Consider the following 26101-nt stretch of genomic DNA (forward strand, 5'->3'; position numbering starts at 1 on the left):
TCTATTAATTTATTTTTTTTTGAGTTTTGGGGAGCTGTTTTTTTAATTCTTAGGGAAAAGAATAATTTAAAATTATTTTTTCAATTTACAAAAAATGAGCTATTTATATTAATTTGTTTTCTGATTTATAATTTAATTGCTTTTTAATTTTTTTACTTCGAATTAATTTAGATCTATTAATAAAGGCATAAGAAGCCATATTTACATACTTATCAAATCTTCTGTCTATTTGTTTTTGAATTTGAAACATTAAAGAATTAAATTCACCTTTATTTCTTTTAAATAATTTTGAAAACCGGTTCTCCTTTTTTAAATAGTCTTCAATTTTAATTGAAGGTAAATCAGAATCTAATTGTAAAGTATTTTGATTGTTTTCTGTTTTCCGAGGATCATTTCTGTATAATAGCCATTGCCCAGAATTAACCGCAGCTTTATGATATTGACTTGGTTTTTTTATATCAATACCATGCGAATCACTATGACAATAAGCAATTATTATTGAAGGCCCATCAAAACTTTCAGCTTTATTAAAAGCTTGTAAAGTTTGTTCTTTATTTGCTCCAATAGCTACAGACGCTACATAAACATTATCGTAATTCATGGCTAAAAAGCCCAAATCTTTTTTCTGTTTTTGTTTTCCATTAAAAGCAAATTTTGCTTCACCTCCAAATGGTGTAGCTTTTGATGCTTGTCCGCCAGTATTATCATAAACTTCGTTATCTAAAACTAAGATGTTTACATTTTTTCCAGATGCTAAAACATGATCTAAACCACCAAAACCAATATCATATGCCCAACCATCGCCACCAACAATCCAAACACTTTTCTTAACTAGGTTATCGCAAATATTTAGAAGTCTATGTGCTTCAGGAGTGTTGATTTTCTTTAAGATGAGTTTTAATTTTTCGACTCTTTGACGTTGTTTAAAAATTTCAATTTCTGAGTTTTGATTTGATTTTAATATATCAATAGCTAAATCAAAATCTAATTGAGGTATTAATTTTTCAATTAGGGCTTTAGCTTGTTGCTCTTTATTGTCAATAGATAGACGGTAACCTAAGCCAAATTCTGCATTATCTTCAAATAACGAGTTTGACCACGCAGGACCTTGTCCGTTTTTGTTTTTACTCCAAGGTGTTGTTGGTAAAGCACCACCAAATATAGAGCTTGCCCCAGTAGCGTTAGCTACTAGAAGTCTGTCTCCAAAGAGTTGCGACATCAATTTTAAATATGCGGCTTCTCCGCAACCTTCAACTCCACTCGGATATTTAAATAAAGGTTCTTGTAATTGTTGTTGGCTTACTTTAGTTACGTCAATTTTGCTTCTATTTAGTTCTGGAATACTTTTAAAATGGTTCCAGTTTTCTTTTTCAGTAGTTACAATTGCATCTTTATTTGTCAGTGTTAAAGCTTTAGCAGGACAAGCGTCAACACAATTATTGCAACCGTTACATTGCTCAGGATTTACTTGAATGGTGTAGCTAAGCAAGTCTATTTCCCAATCGGTTTCTAAGGACTTAGTTGATTTAAATGTAGTTGGAGCATTTTCCAAGTAAGCGTCATCAAAAGCTTTAATTCTTAATGCTGCCTGAGGACAAACCATACTGCATGCACCACATTGTGTACAGGATTCTAAATCCCATTCAGGTAATTTATTTCCAAGATGTACCGTGTTAAACTTTGAGTTGTCAGTTTGATAAGTACCATCTACCGGTAATAAGCTAACAGGAATACTATTCCCTTTGTTATTTAGTAGTCTCCCTAATAGTGTTTTAGAAAATGTGGGGTCTTCTGTTATTTCTAAGGCTTCTTTATTATAACCAACTTTTGTGTCTACTTTGTAAATGTATTCAAGCATATTAGTGCAGAAATCATCTTGCCTTAAAGCAAGGAAGCATGCGTGTAATTCTGTAATTGGTTTATCATTTAAAATATTGATTTCTTTTAATTCCTCAATATTTACAATTAACAGATTGATATTTTTTTCTATAATTTGGTATTGATTGTTTGCTGATACTGATTGCCAGAAAGCTTTAGACGTTAGTGAAGTATTAACCAAAAGTGTTCCTTCTGGTTTTATGTTGTTTAAAGTATCGTCGTTAAAAGCGAAGTGAGCATTCTGACAACCAATGAAATCTGCATTTTCAATTAAATAAGGTGATTTTATTTTAGTATTATTTATGCGTAAGTGGGCACGGTTATATGTATTGGATTTTTTGTAATTAATTTGGGTATAACCTTGAACAAATACATTTTTGTTATTCCCAATATGATTTAAGGTATTGATAAAACTTTTGTTGTGTATGTCGTTCTTTTCTTGATTGAATATCGCCTGGAAAGCATTGTTTTCAATATTAATATTTTCTGAATAGTCAAGACTTAAATATTTAACATCGTCTTTTATGCCAATTGTAAAATTGTTTTTTGGTTGATCTTGTTTTAAGTTTTTAAAAATGGCATTCACCATACTTGGTGTAAATTCTTTTGAAGATAAGCCATAGCGGCCTCCAACAATTTTTGGATAAGATGTTATTTTATTATTTTGATAGGCTTCAGAAATTGATTGTAGTATATCTAAATATAGGGGCTCACCGGTAGATCCTGGCTCTTTTGTTCTGTCTAAAACCGCAATAGATTTTACTGATTTTGGTAGCGAAGCAATAAGATGCTTTGTGCTGAAAGGTCTAAATAATCTAACCTTTATTAAACCAAATCGCTCCCCTTTTTTGTTTAAGAGATTCACCGTTTGTTCAATAGTTTCGGTTGAAGATGCCATTGATACAATAATATGTTCGGCTTTAGCGTGACCTATATAATCAAATAATTTGTATGACCTGCCAGTTACTAATCTAAAGGTATCCATAATATGTTGCACTGTATTAGGGCAAGCTTCATAAAACGGATTAATAGCTTCTCGACTTTGAAAGAACACATCCGCACCTTGTGCGGTTCCTCTTATTACTGGATTGTTAGGGTTTAAAGCTCTTTCTTGATGAGTAGATATTTCTTTTTGATTTAGTATATACTGAATTGTGCCGTCCGAAATGGCTTCAATTTTTGATGTTTCATGAGATGTTCTAAAACCATCAAAAAAATGCACAAAGGGAATTTTTGATTCTAAGGAAGCCGCTTGTGCTATTAATGCAAAATCTTGGGCTTCTTGCACAGAAGAGCTGCCTAACATAGCATAACCAGATTGGCGAACTGCCATTATATCGCTATGGTCCCCAAAAATTGATAAAGCATGAGTTGCAACACTTCTTGTAGCTACATGAATAACATTTGGAGTAAGTTCTCCAGCAATCTTAAACATGTTTGGTAGCATTAGTAGCAAACCTTGAGATGCTGTAAAAGTGGTAGATAGTGATCCTGTTTGTAATGCACCATGCATGGCTCCGGCAACGCCAGCTTCACTTTGCATTTGAAAAACAGAAGGTGCGCTCTCAAAAATATTTTCTTTTTTTTCTGAACTCCATTGTTCAACCAATTCACTCATTTCTGAAGCAGGCGTAATAGGGTAAATAGGAAAGACTTCATTAGTCTTGTACGCTATTTTTGCTACTGCTTCATTTGCATTAGTTATGATGTGTTTTTGAGTTTTCATTTAAGGAGTTTTGGTTTTTATTTCCTTTTAAATATGAAAGAACCATTTGTTATTAAATAATTCTTCTAGCGATTATTTTTTATATCGTCTTCTGTTGTGCCAATTTTGACCTCTTGAACATTTGATACATGAAAAAGATTTCCTTGTATATAAGCTCTCATTGTTTGATCCTAGAGAAGGAATTATTTTTATAGTTGTCATTGTTTCTTTTTTAAATTTGATAAAAAAAATGGCTACTACTTTTTGTTGGTTAGAGTAGCCATTTTTTTGTCTAACTACTGCTTTACTATTTCTATAGCAACAGGAGTTGGATTTGTGATTATGTCAAATACAGGAGAGAATTTTGCTAAATTTTCTAATTGCTCTACAGATGCATCTGATTTAACTTTAAGTTTTACCTTAATACCATCAAATCCTTTTCTAACTTCTGCGTCTAATCCAAGAAAACCTTGTAAATCGACACCACCATCTAAAGAAGATTGTGCACTTTGGATGTCGATACCATTTGCAGCTGCGTGATAAGTCATAGCAGCAGTTAAACAAGACCCTAAGGCATGTAACACAATTTCAGGAGGTGTAGCACCTTCATCTTGACCCAAAAGAACATGTGGGTGACTACTTTCCATTGTGAAAGTTTCTTGACGAGATTCGTCTTCTGCACCTACACCATAAAAACTCTTGATACTAGACACACAATGTCCACCATTGATCCAATTATTTTTTGCTCTGAATTCGAATTTTGCTAATTCTGGATTTGATTGTACTGCTCCAATAGTTTCTACTAATTGGTCTACGTTTACTCCGTTTTTTACATTTGCTGTTGTAATCATTTTTTTAATTTTAAATTGTTAAACATTATTGTTTGGTTGTCATTATGCATTTGGCATGCCAAATAGTGTAAATAATTTAAAATCAGCAAGTTGAATGATGTTTTTGCACGTGCAAGCGTGACTATATTTCGTTTATTTATGAAATATCGTTTGGTTGTTTACGAAATGTCGTAAGTTATATAGGGCGCTCTATCCCTAAAGCCTTAATTCGTGAAGCAAGTGTTGTAGAAGGTAATTGTAATAATTCCGCAGCACCTTGTTTTCCAGAAATTTTCCATCGAGTGTGTTTTAATGCTTTGATTATGTTCTCCTTTTCTAAGGCATTAAGTTCTTTAATGGTTAATATTCTTTCGTTTAAAGCTGTAGTGGTGTCATTGTCATTGAGTGAGTTATTAGGAATAACAGCTTGCCAATTAATAATGCCATTTTGAGATACAATAACAGCCCGTTCAATTAAGTTTTGAAGCTCACGAACATTACCAGGCCAATTGTAGGATTGTAATAATACTTTGTCTTCTTCAGTTAAACCTTGTATTGGTTTATTAAGTTTTTTAGAAAACTGTTGCATCATTTCTTCAGCAATTAAACAAATATCATTTCCTCTGACTCTAAGCGCTGGAACTTCAATAGGGAATACGTTTAAGCGATAATATAAATCTTCTCTAAATTTACCAGATTTTGAAAATTCTAAAAGGTTTCTATGTGTCGCAGCAATTATTCTAACATCAACTCTAATCGTTTCAGAGCTTCCAACAGGATCAAATTCACCTTCTTGTATTATACGCAATAATTTAGGTTGAAGCTCCATCGGCATTTCCCCAATTTCATCTAAAAAAATAGTGCCTTTGTCTGCCAATAAAAAACGTCCCTTTCTGTCTACTGTAGCTCCAGTAAAAGCGCCTTTTTTATGACCAAAAAGCTCACTTTCGATAAGGTTAGCAGGAATAGCACCACAATTAATACGTATTAGTGGTCTGTCATTTCTATTACTTTCTTTGTGTATAGCTCTAGCTACCAGTTCTTTTCCAGTTCCGGTTTCGCCTTGAATTAAAACTGTGGCATCGGTTTTTGAAACTTGGTGGATAAGGTTTATAGTATTCTTCATATTAATATCCTCTGCAATAATACCATAGCCACTTGTAAGCTCTTGAATTTCTTTTTCTAAGTATTGCGTTTGATTAGTTAATAAACTTATGGTGTTTTCAGCCATAAGACGCTTTTCTATGTTTCTTAAAATAAGTGTGTAAAAGGTTTCTGAATCATTTCCGTATTTGCTAATTGTACCTTCATTTAAAGTTTCTGTATCATCAGAACCTATAACTTTAACGATATTGGGTAAATATTTGTTGACTGCTTTTTTATTGTTTTCAGATTTTACAATACCTTCTATAATTTTGGCGCTCTCATCATCAAAGAAAAACAAAACGTTGCGTTGTAAAACATCATCATTTTTTAATAATCTATTTGCTGAAGGGTTGGTAAGAATAATTTTAAAATTATTGCTAAACATAATAATGGCATCCATGGCACCATTTATTAGTCCACTCAGTTTATTATTCGCATTTTCTATTTCAATTTTAGAAGATGCTAAACGCTCTTGTATGGTATCCAATTCTCTATGACGCTTTATCATAACCGCTAAAACACCTTGCGCAAAACCATTATCGGTTTTCATTACATCTAAAAATTGTTGGCGTTCAATTTTTAAAACTTTGGTGTTTTCTAAAGCAGTAATAGATGCCGATCGTGTTTCGTTATCAATCAAAGCATATTCGCCAAAACAATCACCTTTGGATAAAGTGCCGTAGACATGATTTTTTTCATGAGCTTTTACAGAGCCATTAATTATGGCGTACATCGAGTTTCCAATTGTGTCTTTTTCAAAAATAGTTTCATTTTTTATGTAAGTTTCCTCTTTGATATTATTGCTTAAATGCTCAAGCGATTTTTTTGATACTTCGGAAAAAAAAGGAATTTCAGATAAAAATTTAGTTAGGTTTTTGGACACTTTTTTTGGTATAAGGTTTCTTTGTAAAGTTAAAGATATTAATTATTTGTAAAAGTTGTGAGGCTTAATTTTTTTTTAAAGTATCATGTTTTAAAGAAATTAACTAATTTAGTCTTTTTAACGCTATTATTATAATGTCTCAAAACCGACAACTTGCTGCAATAATGTTTACCGATATTGAGGGTTATACTTCTTTAATGCAGCATGATGAAAAAAATGCCATTGAGATTAGATCTAAACATCGCGAAATTTTTAAATCGATTACAGCGAAATATAATGGTGAGTTAATACAATATTATGGTGATGGTACCTTAAGTACATTTAAAAGTTCTATTGAAGCTATTAAATGCAGTATTGAAATGCAAAGGGCTTTTTTAGAGGCACCTTCAATACCTGTTCGAATTGGGGTACATGTTGGTGATATTATTAGAACCGAATCAGATATTATTGGTGATGCCGTTAATGTAGCTTCAAGAATAGAATCATTAGCTATTGCCGGAAGTGTTTTAATATCCGATAAGGTTAACGATCAATTAAGAAATCAGAAAGATATACAAACTCAATTTCTTGATGTTTTCGATTTTAAAAATGTAGATACTACGATACCCGTTTTTGCAATTGTATCTGAAGGTTTAATTGTTCCAAAATTGTCTGATATTAGTGGTAAAACAAAAGAAAAAAAAGACAAATCTTTTAAAGAGAAGTTTTCTGTTATTTTAGGAGTACTTCTTGTTTTAATAGGTGTAATTGCCGTTTATTATAATTCATTTTATGAGAATGAATTGGCTAAAATCAAATCTATAGCTGTTTTGCCTTTTGAAAATATGAGTAACGATTCAGACTCCGAAAATTTTACTGATGGTGTTACAGAAGATATATTAACACATTTATCTAAAATAAAAGATCTTCAAGTAATTTCTAGGGCGTCAATAATGCAATTTAAAGAATCTAATAAATTGAACTCTGAAATAGCTAAAGAATTGGGGGTTACCTATATTTTAGATGGAAGTGTTAGGAAGTATAATAAGCAAATACGAGTTAATGCTCAATTAATTGACGCTAGTAATAATGAGTATTTATGGGCTGAAAATTATGACAAAACATTAACCGAAATTTTCGAAATACAGAGCCAAGTATCTAATGAAATTGCTAAGGCATTAAAAATAACATTAAGTGCAAACGAAATAAAAAGTTTAAATAAACCGCCAACAGACAATCCTGATGCTTATGGTGCTTATACAGAAGCACAACGGTTTTTAAATAGAGGAGCGGGTAAAGATGAAGAATTAAAAATTGCCGAAGGTTTATTTAGAAAAGCGATAGAATTGGATCCTAAGTTCTGTAAAGCTTACGTTGGTCTTGCAGATACGTTTTTAGAATATATCTATTGGGGAAGAAAACCTCCAAAAGAGGTTTTAGAAAAGGCTTTAGGACCAGCATTAAAAGCCTTAGAATTAAGCCCTGAAGAAGGAGGGAGCTATGGTGCTTTGGGGTCTATAAGTTTTTATAGATTCGAAAAAGAAACCGCAGTGAGCCATCTTGAAAAGGCCATTAATATAAATCCTAATTATGTTGGAGCTTACGATAAATTAGCTTGGATTCGTTTGTTTGAAGGTGATATTAATGAAGCAGTTCGACTTTTTGAGAAAATAGTTGAATTAGACCCATTATCTACAAAGAATATTGCAAACATAGCGTTTTCTCATTATTATTTTCATCAGTATAGTAAAGGTATTGCTGTATTAGATGAGGCTTTGAGAAAGCATCCAAATGACAATATGTTGTTGTGGATGAAGGGCAATTTACTTTCTGGAAATAAACAATATGAAGAAGCTATTAAAGTTTTTAATCAACGAACTGAATCTCCGAATAATTGGATGTTAGGATACTCTTATGCTAAGTCTGGTCAAAAAAATAAAGCATTAGAAATTCTAAATTATCAATTAGAAAAAAGTGAAAAAACCTATGTACCTCCATATATGATTGCAACTATATATATGGGTTTAGGAGAAACGGAGAAGGTATTAGATTGGTTAGAAAAGGATTTTGAATCTGGAGGTTTAGGACTTTTCTTTTGGGGATTAAAAAGAGATATAAAATTTGATTCTATTCGAGATGAGCCCCGTTTTATTAACTTGTTAAATCAAATTCGTTAAAAGAGGTAATTCCATTTTATTCGCTTTAATTTTTTTACTAAAGTCTGTAACATTTATTGATTTTATGCGTCATATAAGTATCAATCAATAATTAATCATCATGAGACAAGATAATCAACTTTTAGTTATTACGCATTTAAGTCAGTTAATTACACTTATTACAGGTTTTGGTAGTTTATTATTACCACTAGTACTTTGGCTTACACAAAAAGAAAAAGTGTATCAAATGGATGTACATGGTAAAAACATTATAAACTTTCAATTAAGTTTAATTGTTTACGCAATTATATGTATACCATTAATATTATTATTTGGCTTAGGTTTATTAGGCTTTATAATTTTAGGAATTATATCAGTTGTTTTCCCTATAATAAATGCTATAAAAGCTAATAACGGAGAAACACCAACATACCCTTTATCTCTTAATTTTATTAGTTAGTTTGTTAGTACGAGATAAACTAAAATGCTCATCAACTGATGGGCATTTTTTATTTATATTAGTCATTTAATAATCTTAAAAGCAATTCCTTTTTTTTGACTAAGCTAAGTATATTAATACCTATGTATAATTCTGAACACTTTATAAAAAGATGTTTAGATAGTATTTTAAGTCAAAAAATCCCAAGAGAGTTCTACGAAATCATTGTTTTTGATGATGCTTCAATTGATTCTAGCAAAACTATTGTAGAAGCTTATACTAAAATCTATAAAAACATAAATATTTATTCTGTACAAAATAGTGGTGCCTATGTTTTAAGAAACAAAATGCTAAACATGGCAAAAGGTAAATATGTTTATTTAATGGATGCAGATGATTATATAATAAACGAAGGACTTAATGATGTTTTAAATATTGCTATTAAGCAAGAGTTAGATATTATTGGTTTTAATTGCTATATAGAGCATGATAATTATGATAAAAACTATTCACATTTAGTTTTTAATGAAACCCCTCAAGTTCAAGATGGTTTATCTTATTTAGCTAATCAACGCTATATGAGACACGAAATATGGTGGTATATTATTAAGAAAGATTTTTTAACTCAAAATCATATTACTTTTAAAGAAGAACGCTATGGATCAGATGTTTTATTTACAGTAGAGACTTTTTTAAAAGCAAAGCGATTAATTCACGCACCTTTAATGTTATATAAATATGTTAAAGCACCAAATTCCAGTACAACAAATAGAAAAAGAAATCATTTATTAAAACTTATTTCATGTCGTGTAAAAATGATTGTCAATTTAAGTGAGCTAATCAACGCATTAAACGCAATAACAGAACAAGATAAATTAATAAAACAAAACTTAAGTTTTAGAAGAGATCTTTATGTTTACATGACAATTTCTGATATGCTTAAAGTCAAAATAGACGCAAAAACCTTAAAAAATAATATTTTGCTATTTAGAAAGCACAATGCATATCCTTTAAAAGATTTTTTAGGAAGAGAATTCCCAACTACTAAAAACAAGATTGTTACCTTTATTTTTAGTAATATAACTTTTTTGAAAACAATTTTATTTCTTCTGAAATTTAAAAAAAACTTAAATTAAGTATTCAGCATCACAGGCATAACAAGCATTGTAATTTGCTCACCCTCGTCTAAACCATCAATTGGTGTTAAAATACCAGCACGATTTGGCATACTCATTTCTAACTGTACTTCGTTAGAATTTAAGTTGTTCAGCATTTCAGTTAAAAAGCGCGAGTTAAACCCTATTTGCATATCATCGCCTTGGTAATCGCAAGTTAAACGTTCTTCGGCTTTGTTACTGTAATCAATGTCTTCAGCAGAAATATTAAGTTCTGCACCTGCAATTTTTAAACGAATTTGGTGTGTTGTTTTATTTGAGAAAATACTAACACGCCTCACCGAATTTAAAAACTGTGTACGGCCTATTGATAATTTATTAGGGTTTTCTTTTGGTATTACCGCTTCGTAATTTGGGTATTTACCATCGATTAAGCGACAAATCAATTCTGAATTTTCAAAAGTGAATTTTGCATTACTTTCGTTATATTCAATAGTAACATCGTCTTCACTTGCTGCTAAAATTCCTTTTAAAAGATTTAAAGGTTTTTTTGGCATAATAAATTCTGCTACTTGATTTGCTTGTATGTCTTCTCGGGTATATTTTACTAATTTATGCGCATCAGTAGCAACAAACGTTAAACCTTCAGTTGAAAACTGAAAAAACACACCACTCATTACAGGGCGTAAATCATCGTTTCCAGCAGCAAAAATGGTTTTGCTAATTGCCGTTGCCAATATATCGCCAGTAACCACTGTTTTACTTGGGTCTTCTAAAGCAACAGCTTTAGGAAATTCGTTTCCATCGGCGTAAGCCAATGCATATTTACCATGATTTGAGCTTATTTCAACAGTGTTGTTTTCTTCAACAACAAATGTTAAAGGCTGCTCAGGGAAAGTTTTTAAAGTATCAAGTAATAAGCGTGCAGGAATTGCAACACTACCTTTACTATCGCTTTCAACATCTAAAGTTGAAGCCATAGTAGTTTCTAAATCACTAGCCGAAACAGTTAATTTAGAATGGTCTAATTCAAATAAAAAATTATCTAAAATAGGTAAGGTGTTCGAACTGTTAATTACACCACCCAAAACCTGTAATTGTTTTAATAAATAAGTGCTTGATACTATAAATTTCATGTATTTATAATGTGTTTAATTTTAATAAATGCTACTTACAAATATATTCTATACGGATTAATATAGGAAACAAACTTATTAACATTTAAGCTGCATATTTTTTCTTTCTAAAGTAGTTAAAAATAAAACCAAATACCGCTAGTAATACGAGTGGTAATGCTATGTTTATGAGTTGCCATTTTGTTTTTTGAGCTGCTATTTTATGCTGATTTAAAAAAGCCACCGCAATTTCTTTAGAGCGAATGTTTATAAGTCCGTTATCATCCAATAAATAATTAACGGCATTGAGTAAAAATTCCTTGTTACCATAAGTTTGTCCTGTCCATCTATCAAAGCCTAATTCTTGAGGCAAATTTTTAACCACATCGTTTTTAATAACATCACCATCTGCAATAACAATCATTTTTGTTGTCACACCTTTGTTTTTTTCTTCAGTGAGTTTAAAAGGCTTAATTCTGTTATTATAAGCACTTATAAATTCGCCTTCTAATAAAACCCCTAAAGGTTGATTACCTTTATTGAATAATGCAGGGTCTTGTTCTTGCGTAACAATATCTAAACTAATTTCGCGAGGTGTACCTTCTAATTTTGTAAGCGGTGCACTTTCTAAAAGAATAGTTTTTTTGATGTTGTTTTTTAAGGTGTCAATTTGATTGGCGAAATCGAATTTTACAAAATTCAAATTATTAACAATAGGGTGGTTGCTATTAGTTGATGCTAAAGGCGAATACGGCCATCTTAAATTTTGAAACTGAGAATCGCTACCTTCTCCAATAGCTAAAGTGATAGGAGCTGAATAAAGTGTACTTACCATTACAGGATTAATGCGAACACCATATTTAAAAAAGAAATCGTTTAAGTTTAAATCTCTTGAAATGGCTAAATTAGATCCAGAAGCATTGTATAAACTGTCTTTTTCCATAGCTACATGGTCGATAAGCCAAAGGCTTTTTCCACCATTCATGGTGTATTGGTCTAACACTAATTTTTCTTTTTCGCTAAAAGCTTCGGTGGGTTTTGCAGAAATAATTAAATCAAATTTATTTAAGTCGTTAAGTGTTTTTTGTGGATCTTTGGCAACACTATCCAAAGTAAATGGTGCGATAAAATAATACTCGTTTATTTTTTTTATAAAGTCTGCAATGTATTTATCTTCTAGCTGATTGTTGCCTTTTAAAACTGCAATTTTTTTCTGTTTTGGTGTGGTTAATTTGCTAAAACCATCAGCAAAAGTGTACTCTAAATGTTGTACAGAATTTGCTACTAAGTCTTGCTGTGAAGCACCAATTTTATTTTTAACTAGCGGAATAGAGATTGTAACGTCGTTATAACTTGCCAATGCCCATGGAAAAATGATTGCTTGGGATGATTTTCCACTTTCCTGAATACTTAATTGCATAGGTGTTAATCCACGTTGTGTGAGTTGTTGTATGTTTCGCTCACGAGAAGCTTCATCTTCTATGGGATTTATAAAGTTGAAATTGATGTTGTTGTTTTTCGCCGAAAACTCTTCAAGTAACTGCTTTGTTTCTCTTTGGAGACGTTTAATTTCTGATGGAAAATCTTCTCCTTTTAAAAACACATCCACTATTATAGGAGAATCTACGTTATTAATAATTTGTTTTGAAGCTTCGCTTAATGTGTATCGGTTGTCTTCAGTCAAATCGAAACGCTTATGAATTGAAGCAGGCAACATATTTATAATAAATAGCCCTATGCATAAAGCTGAAAATGACAGCAATTCTTTTTTAAAAAATGATTTTGTGTTTATGCTACGAGCAGTTAATACGATAAATAAAATAGTGATACTTAAAAAGTATAAAATACTAGCGGTATTAAGCACACCGCGACTCATACTTTTAAAATGATAGCTCATGCCTAATTGCTCAATAAATAAGTTTGAAGTAACCTCTGAAATGCCTTCAAAACCTATATAAAACAAGAAACACAGAAAAGCAGCACTAATAAATGCCACTATTTGATTGTTAGAAAATGTAGAGCAAAATATACCAATAGCTGTATATGATGCTGTTAAAAATAGTAATCCAAAATAAGACCCAAGTGTACTTCCAACATCTAAATTGCCAACAGGATTACCTAATTGATAAACTGTATAAACATAGATTAGTGTTGGCAAAAGTGCTATTAATATTAAAATAAAAGCTCCAAAATATTTACCTAAAACAATGTTTATTTGAGAGATTGGTTTGGTTAATAAAAGTTCTAATGTGCCTTGTTTTTTCTCATCAGAAAAACTGCGCATGGTTACAGCAGGAATTAAGAAAATTAAAATCCAAGGAGCTAATAAAAAGAATGATGATAAATCTGCAAAGCCATAATCTAGAATATTAAATTCTCCTTTAAACACCCATAAAAATAATCCATTTAGTAAAAGGAAAATAGCAATAACCAAATACCCAATTGGCGATGCAAAAAACGCGTTTATTTCTTTTTTAAGTATGGCGAACATTCTTATTGTTTATAAGCTGATTGTTTCTTTATTATGGCACGAATTTACGAATATATAAATTTTTTACTGTTGACTGAATACTGCAACTGCCTACTTGAACGAAGCGACTTTATCTACACTCCAAGATTCTGGTTTTACGTTAAAAAGTGGTTTGGTTTTACTCCAAACGCTTTTAAATAAATCAAATTGCCTGTATGTTTCTAAATCGTCTTCAGAACTCCAATAACTGTATCTAAAAAATATATTGCTTTCGTTTATATCTCTAAATAATTCTAAAAATTTACACCCTTCAAATCTCTGATTTTATGTTTGTTCGCTTCAAAATTTTTAAGAAACTTATCAACGTCATTTTCATTAAAACTCATTTTAACAATCCGTACTAGCATCATTTTATGCTTTAATAAAATTTACGCTTACAGCATCCATAATTCCTAATCCCATCAATGATGAGGCACTACCAACCGTTGTTGTATTGCTTTTATAAAGCGCAATCTCTAAAAAATTACCAGAATTAAAAACCACTAGACCTCTGCCTTCGTCATAACGTTTGTCCTCAGGAATTTCAAAATTAACTACATCGCTATACTTGCTATGTATTTTTTTGAACTTATAATTACGTGCCGAAATCTCAAATGTTCGTCCTTTTTGAATGGTCTCAAAAAAATCACGCTTAATATTGGTAACCACATTGCCGTAGTTATCAATATAAATTACGCTACCAATAATTTGAGTTTTATCTTCATTAACATAGGGTACAATATTTTTAATAGGTTTTATATTGGTAATCGTTTTTCCAATTACATCAAGTGTACCACCTCGAGCAATATGGCAAGCGACTTTAACAAATACATCTAGCACCGGGAAACTTGTTTGTATTTTGTCGTGTATATTAATTTCAACAATTTTTTCTGGTGCAATTTCAGAGCAAATCATACTCATAATACCATTGTTAGCACAAATAAAATAATGGTCGTCTAACTTAATGGCTATATGTTTGTTTTCAGGATTTATTTCAGAATCAATACCAATAATATGAATGGTGCCTTTCGGAAAACTATTATATGCGTTTTGAATAATATAAGCAGCTTCAGGAATACTAAAAGGCGAAACAGAGTGAGAGATATCAACAATTTTAACATCTGGAAGTTCACTGTAAATAGCACCTTTTGTCGCGCCAGCAAAGTGATCTTTTTCTCCAAAATCAGTTGTTAAAGTTATTATCGCCATTGGCAAAATTGTTGATATGTTTTTAATGTTTGATCACCCAAATTTATGTATTTTTGAGTTTTACGAAACTGTTTCACAAAACTAATAAATCATTTCATCTGGAAGCACATTATTGTTATTAATTCAGACGAATAAATTTTAAAACTAAAATATAGCCTTTGAACGAAATTGTAATCGAACTTGAAGACATTACTCCAAAAGAGTTTTTTGGAGCACAAAATGCCAATATAGAACTTCTTAAAAAATATTTTCCTAAACTTAAAATTGTAGCTCGAGGTAATAAAATTAAAGCTTTTGGCGATGAAGAGTTGCTAGAAGAGTTTGACAGAAGAATTACCATGCTTTTAAAACATTTTGCTAAGTACAATAAACTTGATGAAAACGTTATTGAGCGGGTTTTAACAAGTCAAAGTAGCGATGATTATACGACTTCTAAACAAAGCGGCGAAGTTATTGTGCACGGTGTTGGCGGAAAGCTTATAAAAGCACAAACGGCAAACCAGCGCAAATTGGTAGAAAGCATGCGGAAAAACGATATGGTTTTTGCTATTGGTCCTGCAGGAACAGGTAAGACCTATACGGGTGTTGCATTAGCGGTCCAAGCCTTAAAAAACAAGGAAGTTAAACGCATTATTTTAACAAGGCCAGCTGTTGAAGCTGGAGAGAATTTGGGGTTTTTACCAGGTGATTTAAAAGAAAAATTAGACCCATATATGCAACCTTTATACGATGCGTTACGCGATATGATTGCTCCAGAAAAATTAGCACATTATATTGAAAATGGTACCATACAAATAGCACCATTGGCATTTATGCGAGGTCGTACGTTGGACAATGCGTTTGTGATTTTAGATGAAGGACAAAATACAACACATGCCCAAATGAAAATGTTTTTAACCCGTATGGGAAAAAACGCAAAGTTTTTATTAACTGGCGATCCTGGGCAAATCGATTTACCACGTCGTACCATTTCGGGTTTAAAAGAAGCACTTTTAATATTAAAAAATGTTGATGGTGTTGGCATGATATTTTTAGACGATAAAGATGTTATTCGTCATAAATTGGTTAAAAAAGTAATTGCGGCTTATAAAAGTATAGAGAATAGAGATTAATTTAGTTATCAGTATTCAGTAGCAGTTTGCAGTAAAAAAACATAAAATATTAGTGAATTCGTGGCAAAAACAAACAATACAATAATCGATACCAATTTCAATTTTCCAAACCAAAAAAGTGTTTACAAAGGAAAAGTTAGAGAAGTATATAACATAAACGACGAGCAATTGGTAATGATTGCTACCGATAGGCTTTCAGCGTTTGACGTTGTGATGCCAAAAGGTATTCCATATAAAGGGCAAATTTTAAATCAGATTGCCACTAAAATGATGGCTGCTACTCAAGATTTAGTTCCTAATTGGTTATTAGCAACTCCAGACCCAAATGTAGCAGTTGGTTATTTATGCGAACCTTTTAAGGTAGAAATGGTAATTCGTGGTTATATGTCTGGTCATGCAGCACGTGAGTATAAAGCTGGTAAGCGTATGCTTTGTGGAGTGTTTATGCCAGAAGGCATGAAAGAAAACGATGCATTTCCAGAGCCTATAATTACACCAGCAACCAAAGCAGAAATGGGCGACCATGATGAAGATATCTCTCGAGAGGATATTTTAAAAAGAGGTATTATTTCGGAAGAAGATTATATAATTCTTGAAGATTACACACGTAAATTGTTTAAAAGAGGGAGCGAAATTGCAGCATCTAGAGGTTTAATTTTAGTGGATACTAAATACGAATTTGGTAAAACTAAAGAAGGTAAAATTGTATTGATAGATGAAATTCATACTCCAGACTCTTCACGATATTTTTATGCTGATGGTTATCAAGAGAGACAGGATAGAGGAGAAGCGCAAAAACAACTCTCAAAAGAGTTTGTGCGTCAATGGTTAATTAGTAATAATTTTCAAGGCTTAGAAGGACAAACCGTACCCGAAATGAGCGACGAATATATTGAAACTGTTAGCGAACGTTATATTGAACTTTACGAAAACATTACAGGAGAAACATTTGTGAAAGCCGATCTCTCAAATATTCAAGAGCGCATTGAAAGGAATGTTTTGGAGTGTTTAAAGTAGTGTATTCTTAAGTTATTTTTGAAGTTCGTTTAACGGGTTTGTGTAAGGATAGTTGCGTGTGCAAGAAACTAACTTACTAAAAATGGAACGAACCAGAGGAAAATCCGCAGGATTTTCCGAGTAGAAAAGAACCAAGCAATTATTTTTACACGGTGTTGGCAACAGTTTTTATTTAAGGCTTATTTTCAATTGATGCAGAACCAAAATTACTATTTTTAATAAAAGCTAAGAGGCTTAATCATTTATTATTTCTATAAAACTTTTATTGGTATTTTCACTCTGATTAATTACAATAATATCATTATTTAGTAAAGTGAAAAGTAGTGGTTTTCCTTGCGTGTCAAATTCTTTAGAAACATTTCTAAAATCTAAATATTTATGCATTACAATTCTATTAAATTCTTTTATTGCAAAATAAATATCATGGTCTTCGGTAATATAGATGTCAGAATATTTTTCTTGAATTCCAATAAAATCGTAGCCATTGAAAGACATGGGGTAACCATAATTTCCAAGGTTATCCTCAGATAGGTCATTATAATTTAATTTTAAATGGAAACCATATTCAGTACTTATGATATATGAGAAATCAGGAGCAACAGCAAATACTTGTTCACTTTTTATAGATCCATTATCTATTCCTAAAGAAAAATCTAACTCACCGTTAATAAAGTTATATTTATTTATTGATGATTCGTTTTGATGCCCATTAAACACAGGTTCTAGCCTGAAAAAATATGTGCTTGTGGAGTTAACAAGCCTTGAGCTTTTGTGATGATATCCTGTATTTCTATGGACTATGTCATTTTCAATATCATAATAGGAAAAGTGACTGTAATATCCAGAAATAGATTTTTCTAAGAAAATAATGTAATTTTCTTTAATAATCATAGATATGATATCTATGTTAGTATCTAAATCGATTTCTTGAACTAATCTGTAATCTTCTAAACTATACACATATATTTTACCATTTTCAGATGGGATGTATAGTTGTTGTACTCCATTATATGTTTCAATAACTGGGTGATGAACTCTTGCGCTAATATCAATAGAATGTATAATTGAAAAGTTATAAGGGTTATAAAATAATATTTCTCCATCTCCGCCAATTATGATTACTTCATTTTCATGTAGCGGATTTTTAACCATTTCTATCGGAACGAAATCAATAAAACGAGGGTTTTTAATTGTAATTGTATTTTTACTTTCTATGGTATTACCATTTACCTCTTTGGAAACTCCATAAGTAATATATTCTGATAAAAAGCTTGAAGAATCTTCGTAAGTAATTTCACTTTGGTTAATTATTTCGGATATTGAAAACTCATTTTTAAAAATATCCATACGGTATAAAGAAGCATCATAGATGGTTTCCGTTCTATGAATACTGTAATTTGAAAAGTTATCATTTTCATCTTTCTCCCATTCTAAATTGATAAGACCATTGTTCAACTTTTCAACACTTAGAATTTCAAATGCAAGTTCAGCCCTCTCATAATAAAGATGATTAATACTAACAACTTGTTCTTTATATTGATTGAATGGATTTTCATATACCGTTACTACTACATAATTTACATAGGCATTGTAAGGAATATCAGTGTCAGTATATGAAAATAGGTTACTATTTTTAATTTCCTTTCTAAGTTTGCCAAGATTTGCAATAACTGAGATATTAGAAAAAACATTGGTTGCACTTTCTAATCGATAAACTTTATAAGAAACAAAGCCTTCAATTTCTACTGGTCTCCAAACTATTTTAATAGAATTATCAATGCTATTATATTCGAGTGAAATTAATTCAGTTTGAGGTGTTTTTACAGACTCTGGGGCTGGTTCCATTTCTTCTTTGTCAGAACATGAAAACGTAAAGAGTAAAATAAGTATGATGCTGGATAATTTTCTCATAAATTTAAATTTTATTTCCAATCTATTCTGTGCAGGTTACATTATCATCTACATGAATTCTAGTTCCATACATATTCTCCATATCGCATATCTCTTTGGGTAATGTTAATATTTGATTCTGCCTTAAGTCTAATACAACTAATGATGTTAATTGACTAAGCTCTTTAGGTACAGTTGTAATGTTATTTTGTTGTAAAAGTAAACCCCCAAGTGTTTTTAGTTTGCTAAGTTCCTTAGGTATGGATGTAATATTATTTTTACCCAAATTTATTGTGACAGATTCTGCAGTGTCCATTTGTCCAAGTTCTTCAGCAATCGAAGAGATTTGGTTATTGAACAAGTCAATTAATTCAATACTTTTTAATTGATACAGTTCAGGAGGAATACTAATTATTTCGTTACCCGAAAGTGTTAAACTTTCAAGATTATTCAAGTTTTTAAAAGAGGAAGGAATTTCTCTAATAAGATTACTATATCCGAGAATATGGTTAAGTCGGCTTAGATTTCCAATTTCACTAGGCAATTCAGTAATTTGATTGTTATATATAAAAATTCTATACAACTCTGTTAAATTACCTATCTCCTTTGGTAATGATTTTAGATTGTTATCTTGGAATTCAAAATATTCTAGCTTGGTTAAATTACCAATGCTAGGAGATAATTGCTCAATCTTTGAGTTTGCAATTTTCAAAGATTCGAGTTTTGTTAGTTTACCTAGTTCAAAAGGTAAATTAGTACTTGTATTTGTTTGAGAAGCCATCAAGCCTAATGCCTTCAGTTCTGTTAACAACTCAATTTCTGGAAGGAAAAAATCTATACACGAACAATCGATATTTAATGCTGTTACTCTATTGTACTCATTAACTTGAATGTTATCCCAATTATTGAGATTAGTATCTAAGGACCATCTAAATCTAGAAAAGAGATCGTTCACTCTCCCAAACTCTATTAACACATGTCTATCATAACTAACAGAAACTTCATAAATAGATTTTTTCTCATCATCTGCAATAACTTCATATTGTTTTATATTTGAAAAATCTGTTGGAAAATCATCCAAAGGATTTGCTCTATTGGCATCAAGAACGAGAGTAGGATTTAAATTTTTAATATCAGCAGCTATAGGTAAATCAAATAGTATTCTTTTATTTATTTCATCTATTTCTCCATATAAATCCTGTTCTAGACCATGATTATCCGATCTTTTAAAATAAAACTCAGTAATTGTACTTTCCGAACTTAACGAAACAAATACAGTATAAGTATTGGTATTTCCTGCTTCGGATGTAACAATGAATTCAACAGGCTCCGAAAAATCAATTGAAGTGTCTGTTTCAGGACTAATTGTAGCAATTCCAGATAGAGAAATATCAGGAATTAGAGAAGTAATATCTGCTCCTGACGGTAGTTGAAGGTATATTTCATTATTAAATTGATTTATATTTCCAGGAACATATTTTGACAAACTAGAGTTTTTATCTTGAGAAAAGAAAAATCTAGTAATAATATTGTTTTCATCTTCTTTCTCAATTGTACTATTATCAGAGGTGTCTGAGCAACTGGCTAAAAATATGAATAGAAAAATATTTGAAAGAAATAATATTTTACAAAATAAAGATGAACTAGGTTTCAAAGTCATAGGTAGGTGTAGTAATAAGAGGTTCTAAATTTTAGTCAAAAATAGTTTTTTAGAATTTTATATAATTGATTAATTGTGTTTTAATTGTTGCCAATGTTGATCGGATATAAACTGTCTGCTAATATGGTTTATATCCGCCGTTAAACGAAGTTATGGTTTTTTTCTGACAAAGTCAAGTAGAATAAGGGTGTAAAAAAACCTGTGTTTTTATTACAGGTTTTTAACTTTAAAAAAGAATGTATTAAACACCTTTTTGTTTATTAATTTCGTCTTGTAATTGGCGTCTTACTTTTTGTTCGCGTTCTAAAGCTGTTCTGCGATGCTCGTCAAATTCTTCTTCAATTTCTTCTAACGCTTTTTTCGCATCACGTGTAATAGCATTACTATTTTTAAACTTGTATACAAACAAAATAAATAGGGCTAATAAACAAGCAATAATAACCCACATAAGCATATTGTAGTTGGTTTTGCTCATTTGCATACCTAATAGCGACATGCTATCTTTTTCTAAATTAGTGGCGTTTAATGTAGATTCCGTGCTATTTAGCTTTGTTTTTAAATCTTCAATTTCTTTTTGTTGCGTATTAACCGTATTTTTTGAGTTGTTTAATTTTGTTTTTAACGTGTTTAAAGAATCTAAGGTATGTGCTCTTAAAGTTAAAAACATACTGCGTTTCACGGCTTCGTAAGCTTGACCGTTTGTACCTTTAAAATTCCCCGATTTTCTAAGTACATAATCAAATTGTTGCGATATAGTGCCATCGTTTAAAGATGGTCCTTCTTCGGGTTTAGCTTGAGAAAAACAGGTTATTGAACTTATTAAAAATAGAAAGATAAGTGAGGCTTGTTTAATAGTATTCATTTACGATTGGATTAAAATGGTTGTATTTGGTTTTACTAAGTTATAAAATATTGTTTACTAATACAGTTATATTTAAGAAAAAGCCTCACAAAGTGAGGCTAATTTATATACGATTAAAATTTCAAAATAGATTTTTATTATATTAATAATAGGTATAACGTCTTACTTTAGCAATATATTTTGCTAATCGTATAACTTGGTGGCTGTAACCATATTCGTTGTCATACCAAATGTAGAGCACCACATTTTTACCATCGGCACGTACAATGGTGGCTTTACTATCGTAAATTGAAGGTGCAGAGCTACCAACAATATCGCTAGAAACAAGCTCATCACTTAGTTCGTATTTTATTTGCTCAACTAAATCGCCTTCTAAAGCATACTTTTTTAAGATGGTATTAACGCCATTTAAAGAGGTTTTGTTTTCAATTTCTAAATTTAAAATAGCTAATGAACCGTTTGGAACGGGTACACGAATAGCGTTTGATGTTAATTTACCTTCTAAACTTGGTAATGCTTTGGCTACCGCACTACCAGCGCCAGTTTCTGTAATTACCATATTTAATCCTGCTGCACGACCACGACGGTATTTTTTATGAAAATTATCAACTAAATTCTGATCGTTTGTGTAAGCGTGAATAGTTTCTAAATGGCCACTTACTACACCAAAGGAGTCTTCCATAGCTTTTAAAATAGGTGTAATAGCATTTGTTGTACATGATGCAGCTGAAAAAACATCTACTTTATCAGGGTTGTTTTCTAAATGATTAACACCATAAACAATATTTGGTACACCTTTTCCTGGAGCTGTAAGCAATACTTTATCTGTTCCTTTAGATTTTAAGTGTCGGCTTAAAGCCTCTTTATCCCTAAAAGCCCCTGTATTATCTATAACCAAAGCATTGTTTATACCGTATTTGGTGTAATCAATATCTTCTGGAGCATTAGCAGAAATAATATTTACTGTTGTACCATTAATTATTAACGCTTTGTTTTTTGTATCGATAGAAACCGTTCCAGGAAAATCACCATGAACAGAATCATTGCGTAATAAAGAAGCTCTTTTTTCTAAAATGGTTTCATCAATAGCACCACGCGTAACAATAGCTCTTAAGCGTAATTGACTGCCTTTTCCGGTACGTGTCATAAGCTCACGAGCCACTAAACGACCAATTCTACCAAAGCCATACAAAACCACATCTTTTGGTGTAATACCTCCATTTTTACTGGCATCTTTTAATTTTCTAGAAACAAAAGCAGTAGCATTGCTATGTTTGTTATCATCTAAATGATATTCGTAAGTTAACTTACCAATGTCTAATTTAGCAGGAGAAATATCAAGCGTTTTAATAGCTTGAGCAATTTCAACTGAATCGAAAATTGAAATAGGTTTTTGCACAAATTTACCAGCATAATCATGCAGGTTTAAAATCTGACTTACATTTCTATCAATTAGCTGATTTCTAAAAATAACCAATTCAATAGATTTGTCGTACCAAAGGTCGCTTACAATTTTTATAAACTCTACGGTTGCTCTTCTGCGGTCAGCTTGAAAAGCCAATTCTTTTTCATAAGTTTTGTTAAAACTCATAGTGTTAAATGTTTAGTGCGTCCCGATTTATTAGGATTAAAATTTTGGCAAAAATACTATATTTCAAACGTTTTCGTAGCGTATTAATGCAAAAAAATAACCTCTTAAAATTTTATGTTTTTAAGAGGTTATTGATGTTGATTTTTAAAAGTGTATTTACTTAAAGATAACTTCCTTTTTTTCTCCACGTTTATTTATGTATGCTAAACTTTTAAGATCGTCAAGATAATCATCGCCATACTTTTCTTTTAATTCTGATATATCTTGAATAGAATTTATTTGTTTATCATTTATATCAGTAATAATATAACCTTCTGTGATGCCTAAATTGCTATACAACCATTTGTTTTTGGTTTTTGATACAAAAACTCCATAAGGAATATCATATTTCTCTTTTATTAAATTTGATAAATCTCTAAATTCCATTTTCATAAATTCAACAGAAAATATATCTGTATTAGAAATTGAAACAGGAATTGTTAATAATTCATCATCACGAAGTACTTTAACATTTACAACATCATTTGGACGTTTAGTTTTTAAGTAACCTTTTAAGTCTTCAAACTTAGAAATTTCTATATGGTCTAATTGTTTAATGATATCACCTTTTTTAATTCCAGCTTTTTCAGCACCAGATTTTTCAGTTACTTCACTTACATAAACGCCTTCAATTTCGTTAACACCAAGCTCAGCAGCTTCTTCGGAGTTTTTGTTTAAAATAGAAACTCCTAAAACACCATTTTGTATATCGCCGTATTCTAAAATATCATTATATATTTTTCTGGCAATATTACTTGGTACTGCAAAAGAATATCCAACATATGATCCTGTTTGAGAAGAAATAGCAGTATTAATTCCAACTAAGTCTCCATTAGTATTTACAAGGGCTCCACCAGAATTACCTGGATTTACTGCAGCATCCGTTTGAATAAATGATTGCCCACCAGTTAAATCTCTAGATTTTGCACTGATAATTCCTGCTGTTACTGTTGATGTTAAGTTAAACGGATTTCCAACAGCTAAAACCCATTCGCCAATTTTTGCTTGATCAGAATCGCCAAAGGTTACAAAAGGTAAATCCTCATCAGCATCAATTTTTAAAATTGCTATATCGGTTTCTGGATCGGTACCAATTATTTCAGCTTCGTATATTTTGTTATTGTTTAATGTAACCGATAGTTCTTGAGAGTTTTTAATAACATGATTGTTTGTAATAATATAACCACTAGGGTCTACAATTACGCCAGAACCACTGCCCATTCTGTATTGTGGGCTAGGAGTTGTACCAAAAAACAAATCCTGAATACTCATTTGTCCACTGCTTACAGCTACATTTTTAACATGCACCACAGCATTTACAGTGTTTTCTGCTGCAGCAACAAAATTTGCTTTTTCTTCAACATTGTATAAACTACTTATGTTGCTAGTTGGTAAAAAAGTTGGAGTTTCGTTTTGTGTAACTAATACTTTTTGTTCGTCTTCCAAAAATAATTTGTAAGCTCCTAAAGTCATAACACCGCCAAGGGCCGAAACTAAAACAAGTGATAAAATCTTCTTCATAATCTTAGGTTTTAAAATTTAATTTATCAACGATTAAAATTAAGTATTTATTGAATTTTCAAATCAATTTTAACGATTTTTAACGTAACATTTAACGGCTATTTAACAATCGTAAATCCAGTTTAATATTTATATATTTGTGCTTTATTATGAAGCAAACCTTTTATAAATACCAAGGAACAGGAAACGATTTTGTGATGATTGATAACCGTCAGCAAAATTTCGACAAAAATAATACCAAATTGGTGTCGTTGCTTTGCGACCGACGTTTTGGCATAGGTGCTGACGGTCTTATTCTTCTCGAAAATCATGATACCCACGATTTTAAAATGGTGTATTACAATGCTGATGGCAACCAAAGCTCTATGTGTGGAAATGGTGGGCGCTGTTTGGTGGCTTTTGCAAAGAAATTGGGTATTATTAGTAATAAAGCGGTTTTTGAGGCGATAGACGGATTGCATCACGCTACTATTGAGGGCGATATTGTTAAATTGCAAATGCAGAATGTTGATGCTGTTGAAAACCACAATAGCCATATTTTTTTAGATACAGGTTCACCTCATCACGTGCAATTTGAAGCAAGTATTGATGATTTTGATATTAAAACTAAAGGCGCAAAAATACGTTATGGAGCGCCATATAATGAAGCTGGAAGTAATGTGAATTTTGTATGGAAGGAATCTGACACATCTTTTAAAGTAAGAACTTACGAGCGAGGTGTAGAAAATGAAACTTTGTCATGTGGCACTGGTGTTGCAGCGGTTGCAATAGCAATGCATTATATAGGAGAAACTGAAAAAAAACTGATTACTTTGCAAACTCAAGGCGGCAATTTACAAGTTTCGTTTAATATTGAAAATGGTGTTTATAATAATGTTTGGTTAATAGGACCAGCAAAAATGGTTTTTCAAGGCGAAATATGATAACCCTAAAAGGACAAAAAATATACTTACGGGCTTTAGAACCTGAAGATTTAGAGTTTATTCATGCTATTGAAAACGACGAATCAGTTTGGGAAATTAGTAAGACCCAAACACCGTATTCTAAATTTTTAATTAAGCAGTATTTAGAACATGCGCAGAAAGATATTTTTGAAGTTAAACAATTACGTTTAGTCATTTCTAGTTATAATGAAATGCCAATTGGGTTGATTGATTTATTCGATTTTGATTTTAAAAATAGTAGGGCAGGTGTTGGTATTTTAATTAAGGATGAAATCAATAGAGAAAAGGGCTATGGTAGTGAAGCCTTACAATTGCTTATAAAATATAGTTTTACGCATTTAGGATTGCATCAACTATATTGTAACATTTCTGAAGACAATGAAACTAGCATCAAACTTTTTAAAAATCAAGGGTTTAAAGAAGTTGGTCTAAAAAAGGAATGGAACTACATTAATGATTCTTTTAAAAACGAATATTTGTTTCAGCTTATAAAAAAATAAA

At 31.2% G+C, this 26101-nt stretch carries 19 protein-coding genes; 7 read left to right on the forward strand and 12 right to left on the reverse strand.

Annotation, left to right across the window (positions count from 1 at the left end; all coding sequences use genetic code 11):
- Positions 1 to 103 precede the first annotated feature (103 nt).
- The 3 genes from L3X37_RS07185 to L3X37_RS15395 all read right to left on the reverse strand — a co-directional run bounded on the left by L3X37_RS07185 (position 104) and on the right by L3X37_RS15395 (position 6442).
- Positions 104 to 3604, reverse strand: coding sequence for a 4Fe-4S binding protein (locus L3X37_RS07185; RefSeq protein WP_237239492.1), 3501 nt, complete (start codon positions 3602 to 3604; stop codon positions 104 to 106).
- A gap of 275 nt (positions 3605 to 3879) precedes the next feature.
- A complete protein-coding gene (locus L3X37_RS07190; protein ID WP_237239493.1) occupies positions 3880 to 4434 on the reverse strand; it encodes an OsmC family protein in 555 nt (184 codons plus the stop codon).
- Positions 4435 to 4609: 175 nt separating this feature from the next.
- Positions 4610 to 6442 (reverse strand): sigma 54-interacting transcriptional regulator, encoded by a 1833-nt coding sequence (locus L3X37_RS15395; protein ID WP_237239494.1) that lies wholly within the window; start codon positions 6440 to 6442, stop codon positions 4610 to 4612.
- Positions 6443 to 6576: 134 nt separating this feature from the next.
- Between L3X37_RS15395 and L3X37_RS07200 the strand changes: the two genes are divergently transcribed.
- The 3 genes from L3X37_RS07200 to L3X37_RS07210 all read left to right on the forward strand — a co-directional run bounded on the left by L3X37_RS07200 (position 6577) and on the right by L3X37_RS07210 (position 10152).
- Entirely contained in the window at positions 6577 to 8598 is a 2022-nt protein-coding gene (locus L3X37_RS07200; RefSeq protein ID WP_237239495.1) for an adenylate/guanylate cyclase domain-containing protein, read from the forward strand.
- Between the two features lie 100 nt (positions 8599 to 8698).
- Positions 8699 to 9037 (forward strand): DUF4870 domain-containing protein, encoded by a 339-nt coding sequence (locus tag L3X37_RS07205; RefSeq protein WP_237239496.1) that lies wholly within the window; start codon positions 8699 to 8701, stop codon positions 9035 to 9037.
- 95 nt (positions 9038 to 9132) lie between these two features.
- Complete coding sequence (locus L3X37_RS07210; RefSeq protein WP_262910791.1) at positions 9133 to 10152, forward strand: glycosyltransferase; 1020 nt, start codon at positions 9133 to 9135, stop codon at positions 10150 to 10152.
- Here L3X37_RS07210 and dnaN read toward each other — a convergent pair.
- From dnaN to L3X37_RS07230, 4 genes are all read right to left on the reverse strand, one after another.
- Complete coding sequence (dnaN, locus tag L3X37_RS07215) at positions 10149 to 11267, reverse strand: DNA polymerase III subunit beta (RefSeq protein ID WP_237239498.1); 1119 nt, start codon at positions 11265 to 11267, stop codon at positions 10149 to 10151. The two genes, L3X37_RS07210 and dnaN, sit on opposite strands and share 4 nt — an antisense overlap.
- 85 nt (positions 11268 to 11352) lie before the next feature.
- On the reverse strand, positions 11353 to 13737 hold the full coding sequence (gene gldG, locus L3X37_RS07220) for a gliding motility-associated ABC transporter substrate-binding protein GldG (RefSeq protein WP_237239499.1): 2385 nt from the start codon (positions 13735 to 13737) through the stop codon (positions 11353 to 11355).
- A 90-nt stretch (positions 13738 to 13827) separates the two neighbouring features.
- Entirely contained in the window at positions 13828 to 13995 is a 168-nt protein-coding gene (locus L3X37_RS15520) for a putative quinol monooxygenase (RefSeq protein WP_439654831.1), read from the reverse strand.
- A 132-nt stretch (positions 13996 to 14127) separates the two neighbouring features.
- On the reverse strand, positions 14128 to 14964 hold the full coding sequence (locus L3X37_RS07230) for an SAM hydrolase/SAM-dependent halogenase family protein (protein WP_237239500.1): 837 nt from the start codon (positions 14962 to 14964) through the stop codon (positions 14128 to 14130).
- Positions 14965 to 15122: 158 nt separating this feature from the next.
- Between L3X37_RS07230 and L3X37_RS07235 the strand changes: the two genes are divergently transcribed.
- Positions 15123 to 16076, forward strand: coding sequence for a PhoH family protein (locus tag L3X37_RS07235; RefSeq protein WP_237239501.1), 954 nt, complete (start codon positions 15123 to 15125; stop codon positions 16074 to 16076).
- Positions 16077 to 16136: 60 nt separating this feature from the next.
- On the forward strand, positions 16137 to 17093 hold the full coding sequence (locus tag L3X37_RS07240; protein ID WP_237239502.1) for a phosphoribosylaminoimidazolesuccinocarboxamide synthase: 957 nt from the start codon (positions 16137 to 16139) through the stop codon (positions 17091 to 17093).
- A gap of 234 nt (positions 17094 to 17327) precedes the next feature.
- Here the strand turns inward: L3X37_RS07240 and L3X37_RS07245 are convergent, their stop codons facing one another.
- The 5 genes from L3X37_RS07245 to L3X37_RS07265 form a co-directional block, all read right to left on the reverse strand.
- Positions 17328 to 19004: a hypothetical protein gene (locus tag L3X37_RS07245; protein WP_237239503.1), complete on the reverse strand. Its 1677-nt coding sequence runs from the start codon at positions 19002 to 19004 to the stop codon at positions 17328 to 17330.
- Positions 19005 to 19026: 22 nt separating this feature from the next.
- Positions 19027 to 20643, reverse strand: coding sequence for an SGBP N-terminal domain-containing protein (locus L3X37_RS07250; protein WP_237239504.1), 1617 nt, complete (start codon positions 20641 to 20643; stop codon positions 19027 to 19029).
- 241 nt (positions 20644 to 20884) lie between these two features.
- The gene (locus L3X37_RS07255; RefSeq protein ID WP_237239505.1) at positions 20885 to 21505 is read right to left on the reverse strand and encodes a tRNA (guanine-N1)-methyltransferase; all 621 of its coding nucleotides are present in this window, start codon (positions 21503 to 21505) and stop codon (positions 20885 to 20887) included.
- Positions 21506 to 21647: 142 nt separating this feature from the next.
- Positions 21648 to 23096 carry a glyceraldehyde-3-phosphate dehydrogenase gene (locus tag L3X37_RS07260; RefSeq protein WP_237239506.1) on the reverse strand — a complete coding sequence of 483 codons (1449 nt, stop codon included), beginning with the start codon at positions 23094 to 23096 and terminating at the stop codon, positions 21648 to 21650.
- Between the two features lie 156 nt (positions 23097 to 23252).
- Positions 23253 to 24656 carry a trypsin-like peptidase domain-containing protein gene (locus tag L3X37_RS07265; protein WP_237239507.1) on the reverse strand — a complete coding sequence of 468 codons (1404 nt, stop codon included), beginning with the start codon at positions 24654 to 24656 and terminating at the stop codon, positions 23253 to 23255.
- A 149-nt stretch (positions 24657 to 24805) separates the two neighbouring features.
- Between L3X37_RS07265 and dapF the strand changes: the two genes are divergently transcribed.
- A complete protein-coding gene (gene dapF / locus L3X37_RS07270) occupies positions 24806 to 25579 on the forward strand; it encodes a diaminopimelate epimerase (RefSeq protein WP_237239508.1) in 774 nt (257 codons plus the stop codon).
- Complete coding sequence (locus tag L3X37_RS07275) at positions 25576 to 26100, forward strand: GNAT family N-acetyltransferase (RefSeq protein WP_237239509.1); 525 nt, start codon at positions 25576 to 25578, stop codon at positions 26098 to 26100. Before dapF ends, L3X37_RS07275 begins: the two co-directional genes overlap by 4 nt.
- Position 26101 lies beyond the last annotated feature (1 nt).

This window comes from Wocania arenilitoris, from assembly GCF_021728535.1.
Taxonomy (GTDB): Bacteria; Bacteroidota; Bacteroidia; order Flavobacteriales; family Flavobacteriaceae; genus Wocania_A; species Wocania_A arenilitoris.